Annotated in this window: 8 protein-coding genes; 4 read left to right on the forward strand and 4 right to left on the reverse strand. The window is 38.0% G+C overall.

The features are described 5' to 3' along the window. Positions 1-110 precede the first annotated feature (110 nt). Genes EHV15_RS10640 through EHV15_RS10655 form a run of 4 tightly spaced genes read right to left on the reverse strand, consistent with a single transcriptional unit; the run spans position 111 to position 9,349 of the window. Positions 111-5,324 carry a DEAD/DEAH box helicase gene (locus EHV15_RS10640; protein ID WP_128631170.1) on the reverse strand — a complete coding sequence of 1,738 codons (5,214 nt, stop codon included), beginning with the start codon at positions 5,322-5,324 and terminating at the stop codon, positions 111-113. Beyond that, positions 5,317-6,336 carry a hypothetical protein gene (locus EHV15_RS10645; RefSeq protein WP_128631171.1) on the reverse strand — a complete coding sequence of 340 codons (1,020 nt, stop codon included), beginning with the start codon at positions 6,334-6,336 and terminating at the stop codon, positions 5,317-5,319. The genes EHV15_RS10640 and EHV15_RS10645 overlap by 8 nt, the downstream gene beginning before the upstream one ends. Continuing rightward, positions 6,333-7,919, reverse strand: coding sequence for a coiled-coil domain-containing protein (locus tag EHV15_RS10650; protein ID WP_128631172.1), 1,587 nt, complete (start codon positions 7,917-7,919; stop codon positions 6,333-6,335). Before EHV15_RS10650 ends, EHV15_RS10645 begins: the two co-directional genes overlap by 4 nt. Beyond that, positions 7,916-9,349 (reverse strand): hypothetical protein, encoded by a 1,434-nt coding sequence (locus EHV15_RS10655; RefSeq protein WP_128631173.1) that lies wholly within the window; start codon positions 9,347-9,349, stop codon positions 7,916-7,918. Before EHV15_RS10655 ends, EHV15_RS10650 begins: the two co-directional genes overlap by 4 nt. A gap of 687 nt (positions 9,350-10,036) precedes the next feature. Here EHV15_RS10655 and EHV15_RS10660 point away from each other — a divergent pair. The 4 genes from EHV15_RS10660 to EHV15_RS10675 all read left to right on the forward strand — a co-directional run bounded on the left by EHV15_RS10660 (position 10,037) and on the right by EHV15_RS10675 (position 16,347). Continuing rightward, positions 10,037-11,734: a hypothetical protein gene (locus tag EHV15_RS10660; protein ID WP_128631174.1), complete on the forward strand. Its 1,698-nt coding sequence runs from the start codon at positions 10,037-10,039 to the stop codon at positions 11,732-11,734. A gap of 162 nt (positions 11,735-11,896) precedes the next feature. Next, entirely contained in the window at positions 11,897-12,760 is an 864-nt protein-coding gene (locus tag EHV15_RS10665; protein ID WP_128631175.1) for a DNA adenine methylase, read from the forward strand. A gap of 252 nt (positions 12,761-13,012) precedes the next feature. Next, on the forward strand, positions 13,013-13,411 hold the full coding sequence (locus EHV15_RS10670; RefSeq protein ID WP_128631176.1) for a (deoxy)nucleoside triphosphate pyrophosphohydrolase: 399 nt from the start codon (positions 13,013-13,015) through the stop codon (positions 13,409-13,411). 38 nt (positions 13,412-13,449) lie between these two features. Continuing rightward, entirely contained in the window at positions 13,450-16,347 is a 2,898-nt protein-coding gene (locus EHV15_RS10675) for a DEAD/DEAH box helicase (protein ID WP_128631177.1), read from the forward strand. Positions 16,348-16,435: the final 88 nt, after the last annotated feature.

The following is a 16,435-nucleotide window of genomic DNA, read 5'->3' on the forward strand; positions in this document are numbered from 1 at the left end:
CACATAAGTTCTTTTACCCAGCGTATTGTTTTCAATAAGAGTTTAACCTTTTCATAGATTTTCGATTTGCCGCCCGGATAACGGAGCAGCGAAAATGACTTAGCCATTTTCTACCTCTCGCTTATCAGATTTCTATATGTCATAAAGGCATTGGGCAGCCAATCAGACAAGTCATAAGGATTCAAATAAATCTTTGTCTGTGTATTCTCTTGTTTCTTCAGAATAGCCGGAACAACCTCAAACTTAACCGGAGATTTAGGTTGAGGAGTACCACTGTCTTCGGCTATTAGCCTTTGCAATGGTACGAGTAAGGCTTGTTGTTCTTCCGCATTATATTCATCAGGAATCTCTCCAAGCTCAGCATAGTTAAGAAGTTGTAATCCCAAATGCCTATCAAAAAATTGATGGTTCCTCTGGTTATAATAATTATCAAGACAATTTTTGCATGTTCGAGAGCATTCGCATTCTGAAAGGATCATTCTCGCTTTCTCAAGAACTTTATCAAGAATTAATCCAATCAAAGAAGAATAACCCGCGCCGCTCGTGAGATTGTCATAAAAGAACATTTCAATATGTGAGCTACCGTCACTCTTGATTCGCGGGCGCCAACCTCCGCTAATTTCATTGTAATCTATATCAAGCACTAGTGAGACTGCCTTTTTGATCGCTTCATGCAGTGTTGTAACTGCTGCCCGCAGAATGCCCTTTTCTTCGGCATTACTGTTTCCCACTAGTTTTATTGAATCATAAGAAATATCTAGCATGAACATATCTGTTAAAAATTCGTAACCTAAAAAGATATTTGTAGCGATAGTTCCGTCATGCCGACACAGAGGATGATTATCGTGATATGGCTGAGAAAATTTGAAATTTCTATTGTTGTTTGCATCCGCAACCTCAGCACCACCGCATTTTTTACAAACATTAAAGCCGTTCTTGCTTTTGCCCATATTGACAGTTAATACTTTTCTGTCAGACAAATTAGCATAACGAATTTTGCTTTTCTCATAACTTTTCATAACATCTTTATCTTGTGGAACATAGGAATAGTAAGGTGCTTCTGTATAAGTATATTGTTCATCTTCATCTTCAAACTTAACTTCCTCACCTTTAACTGGAGAAAACCCCCATGGACGTAACATTTTTCTATGTTCTATTGAAGCGCTACAATATGGGCATTGCATTTCTTTGAATTCTTCCGACTTATTACCAAACCAATTACATTCAGAGCAAATATATATGTCATTATAATAATCCTTGCTCTTGAAATAGTATTCTGCTTGGTTTTCCTCAAATCCTCGTGGACGAGGATTCGCGTATATGCCACCACTTTTATATATCTTTTTATCAATCGTGACAAATCTGCCGGGTGCGTATTCGCTAAGTGCTACAGCAATATCTCTTTCTGGGGCATATTGGATATCGCGCGGAGCATTTTTGCCTCGTTTGGATTCCTTCTCTACATAGAATCTAACGACATTCTTCGGGAACGAATACGATGGTATAAAGCCTTCGCGATAGAAGACATCAAACGCAGAGGTCTCTTTGTCGTCGTTTATATACTCATTGCGCTTACCCTCTGATAAAACGTGGTGACTTATTTTACGGAACTGTCTGATAGTCTCATCGGTTGATAAATCCATTAATTTTACGTATTCAACAAAGTTCTCTCCGAATTTTTCACAAAACGACACTATACCAATGTCAACGATACCGTCAAATTGTGTTTTCATCTCAAAGGTGGACATGAAACCATTCAATGCTAACATATTTATATGGCGCTGCTTGATTTTCGGATTATCACGGTCAATCCATGGTTTTCGCGGCGCACCGGATATCATCTCCTCGGGATGTAAAAAGTAATGGCTGTCGTGGATTCCACCGGAGGCATATGTAACAATGGTCGAGATGCCAGCGTTTTTACGACCTGCGCGTCCGGCACGCTGCTGGTAATTCTCCCTCATAGGAGGTATGTTACGAAGCCCAACAGCAGTCAAAGAACCAATATCGATCCCAACTTCCATAGTAGTCGTACAACTTAAAACATCGATAGATTGCTCGCCGTTTTCACCAGCGTAAATGTCTTGGAATCGCATTTCATATTTTTCTGTACGGCTCCAAGTATCACTTCTGGTTTCTTTATGTGACAATTGTGCCGTATGTTCCTCAGTATTAATTGTATGGATCATTTCAAGTTTTTCCAAGGCGTTGAGTACAGGTATCCGCCAAAAATCAAAGCGAGACAAGTCCGATGCCCTGATTGGCACTACATTTTCTGAGTTAAAACAAGCTCCGCAATAATCCCCAATCTTGTAGGGGGACAATTTTCCGCACTTTACACAGCGATACCAAGTGAAGTCTTTGTCGGCAAACTCGATTTTCACTGCAGCTAGTTTAATGTAATATCTGTTGTTTGAAGCAAGAGAAAAGAATAAATCGCGCACTTTATTAACTATTTTATTCACCGCAGAATCATCAATTTTCAGGAGTCCTTTAACTCTCTGAACAAGTCCTTTATCTAATTCTGTTGAAAAATCGGTGCTCAGTCCAAACTCCTGCATTTTGCTTCGTCCAGGTAGGCCTTTCCTGACATCATCGGGAATTGTTTCCCCGATAGCAGCGCTATCGTCCATAACATCCCAGAATAACAGCACGAGCAACTGATGGAGTATCTCGCCATTAATAGTCAAACCTTCATCTTCTAAATCGTATACACAATCATCGAGAATTGAAGATATGGGGGCTAAGAAACCAATGCCAATATCCTTGAATGAACGTGGACTTTCCGTAAAGAAAGTCAGCAGTTGCTCATAATAATCGTCTGGTAACGCTTGATATTCTTGAGCTACTGCCGCGTAATCAATGGTTCTACCCCGTCTTTCAGCTCTACTTTTTTTATCTTTAAACAGTCGCTTATCGTTTTCAAATTTCTCTTTGCTTTTACCGCTGAAGAATGAAAGGTTGTTTTGAATGCATACATCCAAAAATGCCGGGTATAAGTCTGATAACGAATGCTCTTTTCCGTCAACCTTTAAAAGAAGCGACGCAAGCATAATCGCCTGACGGAAAGCATCTGCGTCAGCTGATTTTGATAAGTCCAATGCAAGTTTTGCTGCATTCTGGCGGGAATCAGAGAACAACAAGACCTTTTTTCCTTGGTTAATCAATTCAGATTTTGCGGGTTGTAATTCAAATTGTGCCTTAGTCAAGTTGTAGAATGGTATGTTACCCTTGGTAGATAAGTCAACAGGCTTCTTCAGCGGCATGGGCTTATTACATTTTGGGCAAACTCCAAAATTAAATGATTGCGTTCCATTATCAAATTTATCGCTATAAATTACAGTCAGCAAGTCGTCTTTATCTTGAGGTGATATATATAGTTTTCCCGTGAATGGGTCGAGCGCACCAATCTTGTCGGTTTTTCTCTTTTGATAATTCTTTGGAACTACATAGAGGAGCATTTCATGAAGCGAATTTGCATCTCCACTTAACCCGCGTTTCGGAAATACATACCAATATGGCTGCCCGTCATTTTTTTGAACGAAAACCTTGAAGTATAATGCCCCACACTTAATATGATTTACAAGCTCATAAATTCGCCCACCACACTCGCATTTATCCTTAGGGATAGAGATAACCTTACCTAATGGGAGCATTTCACTTTCTGAATACTTTGCACAGGTGCATTTTGGGTTGGAACAGGTATATAAACCTTGTAACCCACGCAAAAACATATGGAGGCGTACCGGAAAAAGGATATTCCCATTCTTTGCAGCAAGAGGAACTAAAGCTAGTAAAGCATCAAGAGCTTTTCCAGCATTTCCGCTGTCTCCAAATAGCTCTTTTCTGATCTCACTATATGATTTTGCTCCATCACGGCATAGTTTGTTAAGTAAAACAAATGCTTGATATCTCGGTAGATTATCGTAAAGCCACTCTTGCGCTTGGCTTTGGCTAATGTCATTCGGCAAGTCGCAATGGAAAACAGCTTTGGCAAAATCCTTAATTCTGACGGTTATTCCTTCTCCTTGCACTTGTTCAGAGCCAATCGAAGACAAGGCATTAATGTCTGTCTTTACCTCCAGCTCTTCTGGAACGGGTTCTTTTGTACCAAACAAGAATTCGCAACTGGTAGGCTCTTTCCCTGTAAGCCCAGAGTAAAAAGCACGAATCGCTTCTTGTTCATCTTGAGGCATACTCGCAGTTGTAAGAATAAACTGCACTCTTTCGGTTGTAATGCCCAAGCGCGAGAAAAGCCGCTGCAGCAATAGAGCAATTTCTCCACCTGCGGAGCCACGATACATATGCGCCTCGTCCAAGACGATGAGTAGTCTATTGTCAGTGGATGCGTCAAGCCATCGCTTCGTTTTGTCCCATATGTTCGTTTCACGCTGACGCATAAGCATATACTCCAACATGGAATAGTTGGTAATCAGAATATCCGGCGGACAATCCTGCATTTCAAAGCGCGTAATAAGCTCAGCATCATACTGCATTGGTTTATGTACGTTCTTTTCCAAGTTTTCAATAAATACCTGCAGCCCGTTTTCGCCGAATCTTGCAGGGTATTTGTTGATGCTCCTAAGCCCATCTATATTATTGCTTTGCCGCCGTTGTGTTTCCGCATCAGCAGTTTCATCTATCAAATAGTTTTCACGAAATGTATTTGCCAATTCACGGCTGCTTGCCAGCTTTGCGTCTCCAGAGTAAGGCGTTCTTCCTGTATACATGCCAAAATGGGGGATGCGGGTAGAATCAGTATCCTTAGTGAAAATATCTAGGAATTTATCGCTTCCTATGATCCTTCTGAATCTGGTAAGTTGGTCAGAAACCAGAGCGTTCATAGGATAAATGATGAGAGTGCGCACAGCTTCCGTCTTAAAGAAGCTAGGGCGATTCTTAGCTTCGTCGAAACATTTGGCGATTATCGGCCAAAGGAAACACTCTGTTTTACCGGATCCTGTGCCTGTAGAAACGAACAAATCTCTCCCTGTTGAATAATACTCTAAAGCCTTAACTTGGTGTTCAAATGGGTCGGGAAAGATACCGAGATCTTCCTCGACAAGCTTCAGGAGAGATTCCTTTACACCCTGTTCGATGCACGTAGAGTTTTTAATTCCATCTTTAACTTTTTTATATGACGCTGAGGTTTCGATATACGGCTCACGCGCAATGTTAGTATGTTCAGAGCAAAGCTCACCCAAAAGCTCATCAACGTAAAGAAGCAGCGTTTCGCTGTTAGCCAAATAGTCTGATTTTATATAATTCTTGAGTCTGTCACGGATTGCCTGATAGTATTGTTGTACACCGTTTGAGTTAAGCATCTGCATTTCCTCCTTTAATTACAATGCCGATGTTCTTAAGTGTATCTGTTACTTCTGGAATAAAGTCATTTCTTATTAGGAAGTTGACCTTGTCAAAGGCGTGATTGAATGGCCAAGACAAAAGCAACAGATAATAGTATTCTCGGTTTGGCAAATGTCCGCTGATTCTAAGCTTCGAATATTCTTGATCTTGCTTAACAATCCATGCTTTTAAGGGGTTGTTGTAATGCGCTTTTATTGCAAAATACAGTCGCCTGTATTCGAAAGAAGTTAAGCTGTCGCTTTGCGCCTCGACAATTTCATCTGCAAACAAAAGTAATTTGTCAGATTCCTGAATCACTCGGTAAAAAGGACCCCATTCACTTTTTCGAGCAATCGAACAATCTGTAACTAATTTTGCTGACCATGATTGTGAAGGGACTCTGTTCGACAGGGGATTGAAAAATTGCAGTTCATCCGCAGTAATATCCCTATCATTAAAATCTAAAATGTCGAACCTCTCTTGAAAGTATTCCTCGCAGGTCAATTCGTCCCTAATTAGGAATTCACGTGTTGAAGATGAGGGTGCTGTTGGTGATGTAAACACGCCAAGCCCATTTACGTTATATGTTTTATTGGGAACGCCAATAAACAGGGAAGTGTTACCTATCCGAATGTTTCTACCGAAATTGGCTAACCGATTTCGATTATCTTTATCTGTTTGAAGATACCCGGCTTCCTCATACACCCTCCGAAAATGAACCAATAAATTCCCCAGTGGGTTATCGGCGTGAGTAAATTTGTCGACAATTCCGGGGAATAGTTTAGCGTATCGTTGAAGCAAATCATTCATAACGATAGTCTGATTATGCTTGGTTGTCCCCGTTATTCCAGCGAAGGAGTTTTGTGCTATTTTCAAGCACCATAGCCCCAATGCCGAATAGCAGAGCCGGTAAATAAACGATTCGTCATGTTCACCCCTGTAACGGTTAATCCCCATATCACTTGACATAGCGGTTAATAATTCATTCATTGAGCAAACCACCTCACAAGTAAATTTTTCTGGGGACATCTTCCGTCTTTACCTGCATATTTGAGCAATCGCTCGGATATGTTGTATGGTTTTATCTGCAACACATCTATGCAATAAGGTAAAATATCGAATGCAAGCGATTGGCATAAATCTTGTTCATTGGCTATGGATTCACATTTATGTTCAATTATACTTTGAGGGTAGCTTAATTCTCGAAGTATCTCCCGGAAGATATTTCGGAATCGATTTTCTCCCTGTGTAGCTTGAGGCCTATAACTATGCTCCACAATCGTTGAGGGGTCTTCAGACAATTCCGATTTAACGGATAACATTCCGATACGATTCGCGTTGAAGTAGTAGCAGTATCGCAGAAACTCTTGTGACAAGTAACGCAAAGTTCTATCGTAAATAACTGTTAAAAAAACGATTTTATCACTGTGCTTTTCGATCAACGGAATCAATTCGGTTTCATTATAATTCCCAATAAAATTATCCAAACAAACAACGCGATCGGACAATAATAGGAACTCTCTTATTTTCTCGATTGTTATGTCCTGGCTATATGACAACGTCTTTACTGTCGATTTCCCCGTTAGCGTGTTTGCCGCGCACTTAATAATATTTATCCCTATTGCGTGATTGACAACGATAGGAGCACCTCGAAAGAGAATTTTACTTAAATAAGATATAAGCAGTGGAAAATACTCGGCATCATTAGGCACTCCGATATTGGTTAGATTGTATCCGAGATACTCCTTGAACTCATCTATATCATGAGGACATTTCGGACTTGGTGCAGAACTTTGTGCCTCGTCAAGGTGTTTTTGTTGTTTCTCCAAATCCTCTCTTATTTGTTCATCAAGAAGTCGACTGTTATTCTTTATTTCAGTTATTTCAGTCGAAAGTCTGTCAATTTTACCGAGCAATCTCTTCTTTTCTATTTTAAAATTTTCGATTTCTTCCTTATCTTTCATAGATGTAGCTTGGAGTTTTTCAAGGATAGAAACCTTGTCTTTAAAAGCATCCATCTCCAACAATTTGTCTGAAAGCATGTCATTATTTCTGCTCCACTCATTGTTTTTTGTTGCTAATTCTTCTTGAAGTTTATTGCTTTGGAATTCAAGCGCTGTTATTTTCCCTTTTAGTTCTTCTTGTTCTTTAGCAACCTCTTTAATATTCTTGACAATCGCACTCATTAATGCGATGTATTCCTCCGAATATTCATCATTCACAAGTTTAAAGTATAGACTTACATTGTCTGCAAAAAAGCCGAAAGGCAGAATATGTATTAAAGCTATATCTTTACTGTCTCCATCATCCATACACTTTGTGATATGTTTTTGAGTCTGAGAAAGCCAATTACTAATATGTTTTTCAATAAAAGACGAAACAAATTTTTGACTACGATAGCTAAACAATAGTTTGCTTGCATCTGCTTTTGAAATGGTGGTCGCTCGAAAGCCCGGACGAATTTTGGCGAACTGTTTTGGATTATGTTTAAAATAGGAAACCGTTTCCTGAAGCGGTATAATCGAGATAATATAACGCACCTCATCTTCGGTTAATAGAGGAAGATAATTCATAACTGTCCCTCCTCAATAAATTGCATAACGACCGGATTGATTGAACCGGTAATTTTGCACTTCTCAATGTACTTGGAAGTGGTTTTGCTAAGCACAAGCTTACTGAACCGGGTTGAGTCGAAAGCTTCCATTCGCTTGTAATGCACAAGAATATCTTCAAGCAATTCCTCGCCAGTCAATTCCTTTTGGAGACAAGGATAAATATAGCCGACCGGATAGTTGAACTTATATCGAACAATTGAACTATTAGGTGTCAAAAACACAACCTGTCCGTTTGTTAATGGTGATACCCCCGAATGATTGAAAAGGTAGTAGATGCCATCGTCAGGCACAGTGAAGGTGCTTACCAAGCTTTTAGATGGTGCAATCACGCTATAATCATTAACAGGCGGCGCAACTTTTTCAATGACAATTTCAGCATTCTTCTTGAATATTTTTGTCTTAGGCTTGACCATAACTTTTGAAATACCGTTTGAAAGCTTTATTATTTCATCTGAATGCAAGTTGATGTTCCCGTGAGCCTGTAATTCAAAGCTCGAAAAGATAAAAGCACAGTCCGATACGATAATGCTTGCATCATCAATTAAATGTGCTGGCGGCCATAGAAGCGTCAGTGTCTCGGAAGCCTCTAACTGATACCCCCAAGACTTCAGTAGACAATCTATAGAAGGTGTTTTATTCGCTATCGACAAAACAATACCTAAGAACTTTCGATTCATCGTTTCAAAACGGAAAGTTTGCCCAACTTCTATTCCTTTGGGAAATTGAACTCCTCGTGGTGCTGAGTATTGGCTTTGAATTGCTACAAAGTAATTAGTATTCGTAAATAATACAGTGCTACGAACCAACTTCGCCTTGAAGTCATCATCGTTTCCTAATATTTTGAAAAAGGTTGGAGTATTATCACGATTCAAAAAATCATATTTCCTTTTTATCCCATTTAGAGTATTAGACGAATAATAGCTAAACGAAAAGTTGTTCAAAGGAATCAGTGTAGGAACATCTGGCGAAAAATTCATACTGTTGATCTTCAAGACACGTAAAGGCGTATCCAAGTCTTGTGCTCTTAACTCGAAATCAACTGATTTCTGCTCATAGCTCTGAATTTCGCTCTCGCTGAATCTAACAGCTAAACTAAAAGTTTTGCTGGTACTATCATAGTAAAATTCTGCTCTTTCGCGGTTGTTTCTTCTCGAACTAGAATCCGTACTTATCGCTCCGTATTGACCCAGATAATTCTCACATTCAACATCATTGTTTCCACTACGATGCCTGAAATGAGCGACCATTCTGTTGCTGAAAGGCGCAGCTACAAACACTTCTTCTCCGCAACAAGCACATTCATAACGATACGGTTCGAATCCGCCGTTTTGAGCAGCTAACTCTGCGGAGACCTCAGATTGGAGAATAGTATCGTACGCCTTACGCATTTCTTAGATTTCTCCTTCCCTTAATAGCTTATAGCGTGCTAGGCCACCGTACGGATGGAATTAGTGTTTATAGTGTCAATGATGGCTTTGATTGGTTGAAAAGTTATTAGGTGCCACTCCACTTTCGCATATCAGATTTGCAACCAGATTATACAGCAAACAGAAGAAAGGCATCCCACCTCGTTACTTGCTCCTAATGGAGTCTCAACATCCGAAGGGGTCCTGGGGCACTGTGCTGAACTATGTAAATGATTCCTTTCCTCGAAGTGTGGAACTTTTGTTGTCCAAACAATAACAATTTCCATTTTAAGCTGCCGAATTCCTTTTTATTTTGTCAAAATAGCTCGACTTTTTCAAAGGACTCCGAAATTCGAGATGAATTCTTCGGCCAGATTTCTGTATACGTGCCGTCAAGGTGATTTTTTTCAACGTTCTTCGCTATCTCCAACTTTCTGCCTAAGACCGCTGAAGTGTTCACGCTACTCGAATGCCCATTTGTCAGTTAAGCCTAACTAAGAAATCGCAAGTTTAAGGAATATCAATAGAATATTGTTTGTTCATATCGGAGGCCCCCTATTCTTACTGATTTACCTCTTCTTTTTTAGGATATCTTATGGAAAAAGGTGTTTATTGATCCGGGTGTAGGAAGTATAATTATAGGGAAAACGACACGACAGGAGTGTTTATGTGAACTATTCCGAATGGAAGGAAATAAATGTTGATATTTCTCGAGTGTTGCTTGATTACGATAATCCAAGAGTGTTTATAGATAACCCTACTCAAGAAAGTCTTCTGAGATTTTTGATAGATGAAGAAGGATCTATTGAGTTGGCGAACAATATTTATTTAAGTAGAGGGTTACCTCCGGCAGAGAAACCAGTGGTTATTTTTGAGAACGGTAAGTACGTAGTGGTAGAAGGAAACAGAAGAATATCTGCATGTAAATTACTGTATGATCGGTCGCTTCTTGCAAAAAGTGAACTTGATAAGGTGCCAAACATTGATAACGATATGAGGGAATACCTGAAAAATCTCCCGGTTGTTCTTGCTCCGAACAGAGATGCTGCGGAACCTTTTATTACAAGTCGTCATGCTGGAGAAAAAGGAATTAAACGATGGTCTACTATTGCGACGACGAAAAGATATGTTAATAGGTTTAGAAAAGGAGAATCTATCAACCATATTGCTAGAGTTTTAGGTGAAACCGCTGCCACTGTAAGAAAAGGTATCAGATTCTTCTTTTTTTTAGAATATGTCCGAAATAAACTATCTTGGACAGACCAAGAGAAAAAGAAGCTCGAAATTTACAAAATGGAAACAACAAGGTTAGATCGCTTCTTACCATTTTCAAAAAAGGCTAAAGAGATCCTTAAAATTGACTTTCTTCCAGACCAAAGTGTAACAACAGCACTACCATTAGAAAAATTTAATTCTGCTTTAAAAATTATTATAGGGCGTATTTACTTACATAATGAGATTGATACACGTTCTACTACTGAGGAAGTATTTAATTCTCAGGTTATTAACATATGTCAAGAGGACTCAAGTGCAATAGATAATGAGAGCGGAAGCAGCGGTAGCTCACAAGGCGGAGACAGCGGCAGCTCACAAGGCGGAGGTAGCGGCAGCTCACAAGGCGGAGGTAGCGGCAGCTCACAAGGCGGAGGTAGCGGCAGCTCACGAGGCGGAGGCAGCGGCAGCTCACAAGGCGGAGGCAGCGGCAGCTCACAAGGTGGAGGCAGCGGCAGCTCACAAGGCGGAGGCAGTGGCAGCTCACAAGGCGGAGACAGCGGCAGCTCACAAGATGGAGGCAGCGGCAGCTCGCAAGGCGGAGATAGCGGTAGCTCACAAAATGGGGCGAACAGAGGAGCTACTAACGTAGAAAGGTATACTTACCTAACCAGCGCGTACCCATTTACAAATCGGTACAAAGCCAACAAAAGAATCAATACTTTGATAAAAGAGCTTAAGTCTACATCATACAAGGAGAACCGAATGGGTTCCATGTATCTGATTCGTTCGTTACTTGAAACGTATACACATGAATACATCGACCATTTTGTTCGTCAAGATGGGGAAATGAAATTGAAAGGAATAGCTAAAGAGAGGACAAAGAGAAATCAAAGATTGAGAGAATTATTATTTGACCATATAAAAATACATTTAAAGAAATCATTTCCCTATTACGAAGAAGAAATTGAACTAATTGATGTCACTTTCACTGAGAATAACAGCACCGCAGCTACAAAAATTATTAACTTTTATATTCATTCACAAACACAAGTGCCAGATTATCACGAACTTCTTGATTGTTGGAAAAAAGTATCGATGATTCTCAATTGCCTGGATGAAATTTTGTCAAGGCAAAATTCAGTAAGAAGATAATATAGTAATTCCGTTTAGATAAATGAGAGTGTAAAGCTATACTGTAGGTATTTTTTACTGTTATTGTACATTACTAATCGTACTCATTTTTTGATGAAATATATGAAAATTAACTAGATTGGCGGAAAGTAAACATATTTTCGACCAAAAGGGGGAACAACATTGCCAATTACACTATCTCCGCTCCGTTATCCTGGAGGAAAATCCCAATTATATAAGTTTGTGAGGAATGTAATTGAGCAAAATAGGATAGAATTTCCTATTTACGTAGAACCCTTTGCAGGTGGGGCAGGGCTAGCGATTGAGTTACTGTTAAAGGAAGATGTACATTCAATTATTCTTAATGATTTCGATACGGCCATATATAGCTTCTGGTACAGTGTTTTAAATGATACAGATAACCTAATTAATTTAATTTTAAATACTCCGATTAACATAGAAGAATGGGAAAGACAAAGAAGAATCTATAATAATCAGCAAAATTATAGCACCCTTGAAATTGGATTTTCAACTTTCTTTTTGAATCGAACCAATCGTTCAGGAATAATTAAAGGGGGCCCAATAAGCAGGGAAGAGAATGACAACAAAAATCCATTAGACTGTAGGTACAATAAGACTGATTTGATGGATAAAATTAGACGAATATCCAATGTTAGGAACAGAGTCCATTTGTTTAATCACGATGCAGTATACCTAATACAGCACATCTTACCAGATTTTGCAGCTAATCAACTTTTTATTTTTTTTGACCCTCCCTACTACAAACAGGGGAAGAATTTGTACACTAACTTTTATAGTCATGATGACCATAAAGAACTCTCCGAAGCAATAAAAGGGATAGTTAATAGCCATTGGATCACTACTTATGACTATGTTGACAATATTGCTGCCATATATGAAGGCGTACCTACTAAAGTGTATCAACTTCAATATTCGGCAAACAGAAATAGAAAAGAAAAGGAATATTTATTCCATAATGAGGGGACTATTGTTAATTCTTTTGACAAAGTACAATTCATAGAATGAATGGAAGGTTGACCATTGATTGATGGGCAACCTTCTTTAGTATAATCTGCAAGCTTGCCGTTTTAGCTAGTTTCCCCTGAAAAAATCAGGACTGGAGCAAAAATAAAAAGGAATTCAAACACTTAAAATGGAATACTATTTTCGGTTTTTTTATTAAAGATGAACTTATGAAACGATTTATTCAAAAAACTTGATTATGCCTTTGTATCATAGATATGATATTGATATAAATAGGTTCTTTTGGAGGCGGCTATGAAAAAAAATATCCATGTAGTGGGAGCAGTTATAGTAAAAGAAGGATACGTACTTTGCGCACAAAGAGGTGAGAATCAAAGCTTACCGCTAAAGTGGGAATTCCCTGGTGGGAAAATTGAATCTGGTGAGACTCCTCAAGAGGCATTACAGAGAGAAATTCAAGAAGAGATGTTATGTGAGGTTGAGATAGGTAATCAAATTGAAAAAACAGTGTATGAATATGATTTTGGGATTGTTCATCTAACAACTTTTTATTGTGAATTGGTTAAGGGAGCTCCAGTTCTAACCGAGCACGCTGCTATCAAATGGTTGCCCATCTCCGAATTAAGTACTTTAGATTGGGCCCCAGCAGATGTTCCGGCAATTCATAAGATAATGGGAACTGTATCACACTAATTTTCGATCTCACATAATTTGTTTTCTGCGGACAAGGAATGGAGTTGAGAGAAATTTATAAAGATTCTGAACTCAATGAATCATTAGATAACGGTAGTTTGGTAGAGTCAATAAATGAAGATTCTATAAAATACCCACCAAAGTTATTGGTAAACAACCCGTCAATTAATCAAAATATATTAACTCCTCTCTTAGAAGAACTAGAGCAATGCAAGTCATTTATGTTTATTGTGGCTTTTGTGACGGAAAGTGGTCTTGCAACTTTGAAATCGCATTTCCTTGATTTAAAGCGGAAGGGAATACGAGGTAGATTATTAACATCAACATATCTTCATTTTAATCATCCGAAAGTATTTTATGAACTCCTTAAGATAGATAATATGGAGGTTCGTTTGTCAGATCTTAAGGGCTTTCACTCAAAGGGCTATATATTTATTAATGAAGAGCATCATTCACTTATCATTGGAAGTGCTAACTTAACAGCCCAAGCATTAAAAGTAAATTATGAATGGAGTGTGAAACTAACATTAAATTCTCATGCAGATTCTGTAAAAGAAATCATTAGTCAATACGAAGAGGTTTGGAACAAATCATATGTTTTGACTGAAGCATGGATCAAAGACTATGAAAAAACATATGTCAGACATTCTGCAGAAGAAATTATGGTGGAATGGCTTTCGGCCGCGGCAACTCAAGAGAGCCCTCAAAAAGTCACCTCAACTATAGAGCCGAATAAAATGCAAAAAATAGCATTGCAAAAAATTGAACAGGTCCGATTAGCAAATAAACAAAAGGCATTAATCGTTTCTGCTACAGGGACAGGAAAGACTTACTTATCTGCATTTGATGTTAAAAGTTTTAATCCCTCAAGAATGTTGTTTATTGCGCACAGGGAACAAATTTTACAACAGGCTAGAGCAGATTTTACTCGTATCATAGGTGGGAACGAGCAGAACTACGGCATTTTGTCTAGCAACAGCAAGTCAACACAAGCTAAGTATTTATTTGCAACCATTCAATCCATATCAAAAACAGAGGTACTAAATAATTTCTCTTCAGAAGAATTTGATTACATTTTGATAGACGAAGTCCATAAAGCAGGTGCCTCTTCATATCAAAAAGTTATTGATCACTTTTGCCCTCAGTTTCTGATGGGGATGACAGCTACACCAGAACGAACGGATGAGTTTAATATTTATCAACTATTTGATTACAATGTAGCTTATGAGATAAGACTTCAAGAGGCACTAGAAGAAGATATGCTTTGTTCGTTTCATTATTTTGGAGTAACTGATTTTGAATATGATGGACGGCTTATTGATGATACAGCGATGCTTACTAAGTTAGCAACCGAAGAGCGTGTAGATCATATTATTAGTAAAATTGAGTATTATGGTTTTTCTGGTGAAAACGTTAAAGGGCTGATTTTTTGTAGTCGCAAGGAAGAAGCTATTAAGCTTTCGCAAATGATGAATGATAAGGGATATAGAACTATTGCGTTAACGGGCGAAGATAGTATCCAGTTTAGAGAACAACAGATAGAAGCTCTTGAATCGGGAAAAATCGATTACATATTAACTGTGGATATTTTTAATGAGGGCATTGATATACCTTGCATTAATCAAGTTATCTTACTTAGGCAAACTCAATCAAGTATTGTATTCGTTCAGCAATTAGGTCGAGGTCTTCGAAAGCACAATGACAAGGAGTTTGTCACAATTATTGATTTTATAGGGAACTATAAAAACAATTATCTAATTCCAATTGCGTTGTCAGATGATAGATCAATGAATAAAGATAATATTCGAAGATCTTTGAACGATACCAGTTATATTAAAGGGGTATCAACAATAAATTTTGAAGAAGTGGCAAAGGCTCAAATTTTTAAATCAATTAATAAAAGTAATTTAACCGAGTTAAAAAAGTTAAGAGAAGCTTTTCTTGAACTGCAATATCGAATTGGAAGAGTTCCTATGTTATTTGATTTTATTATTCAACGCTCAATTGATCCGATAATTATTGTTAAAACCTTCGAATCGTACTATAAATTCTTAAAGAAGATAAAGATTGAAGTGAATGAATTAACCCTGTATGAAGAGAAAATTTTATATGCTCTTTCTGCCGAAATACTTCCTGGTAAACGGAAACATGAGGTAATTTTATTGGATTTACTAATAGGTGAAAATCGAGTTTCTTACGATCAATATATCGAAGTCTTACAACAAACTGGTTGTAAAATAGATAAAGCAACTATTGCTTCGGTTCTACGAGTATATGATCTTACCTTTTTTATAACATCGCAAAGAATAAAGTATGGGGAAGAGCCTATATGTATACTTGAAAACGGTTATTTCAAACTAAACGAAAAGTTTCGTAACGCTTTAAACACTAATATCTATTTTAGAGAAATGGTTATAGATATCCTTAATTGTGCTAAAGAAAAGGTAAATATCTATAGTGGTAACTCTTCATTGACTTTGTATCAGAAATATTCAAGAAAAGATGTATGTAAGTTACTTAATTGGGAAAGCGATGAAACATCGACTGTTTACGGTTATAAAATAAAAAATAATACTTGTCCGATTTTTGTAACTTACCACAAACAGGAAGAGATAGATTCCGGTATAAAATATGAGGATGAATTTTTATCTCCTAAGATATTAAGATGGTTTACAAGAAGAAATAGAACTCTTGAATCTGAAGAGGTTAAGAAAATCGTAAACGCAGAAAAAAGCGGAATAGAAATTCACATCTTTGTTAAAAAGGATGATGATGAGGGAAGTGAGTTTTATTATTTAGGGAGAGCTAATCCTAACATTGCAACTGTTGAAGAGACTGTAATGGAGGGAAAGGCAGTTATAAATATGCAGCTTGAATTAGAGAATAATGTGGAGTCTAGTTTGTATACTTATATTAGAAATGGTTATATAAACTGAAAAGTTATTATAAATCCAATACTGGGATGTGATAATCAGGTGCTAGCTGATTTTGAGAAGTAAAAAGAAAAATGCGCAATATCTGCCG

Source organism: Paenibacillus oralis (genome assembly GCF_003863965.1).
GTDB lineage: Bacteria > Bacillota > Bacilli > Paenibacillales > Paenibacillaceae > Fontibacillus > Fontibacillus oralis.

Excerpts from the sequence above, each read along its gene's own strand:
- EHV15_RS10640 (WP_128631170.1), bottom strand. The coding sequence starts at position 5,324 with ATGCTTAACTCAAACGGTGTACAACAATACTATCAGGCAATCCGTGAC.
- EHV15_RS10645 (WP_128631171.1), bottom strand. The coding sequence starts at position 6,336 with ATGAATGAATTATTAACCGCTATGTCAAGTGATATGGGGATTAACCGT.
- EHV15_RS10650 (WP_128631172.1), bottom strand. The coding sequence starts at position 7,919 with ATGAATTATCTTCCTCTATTAACCGAAGATGAGGTGCGTTATATTATC.
- EHV15_RS10655 (WP_128631173.1), bottom strand. The coding sequence starts at position 9,349 with ATGCGTAAGGCGTACGATACTATTCTCCAATCTGAGGTCTCCGCAGAG.
- EHV15_RS10670 (WP_128631176.1), top strand. The coding sequence starts at position 13,013 with ATGAAAAAAAATATCCATGTAGTGGGAGCAGTTATAGTAAAAGAAGGA.
- EHV15_RS10675 (WP_128631177.1), top strand. The coding sequence starts at position 13,450 with ATGGAGTTGAGAGAAATTTATAAAGATTCTGAACTCAATGAATCATTA.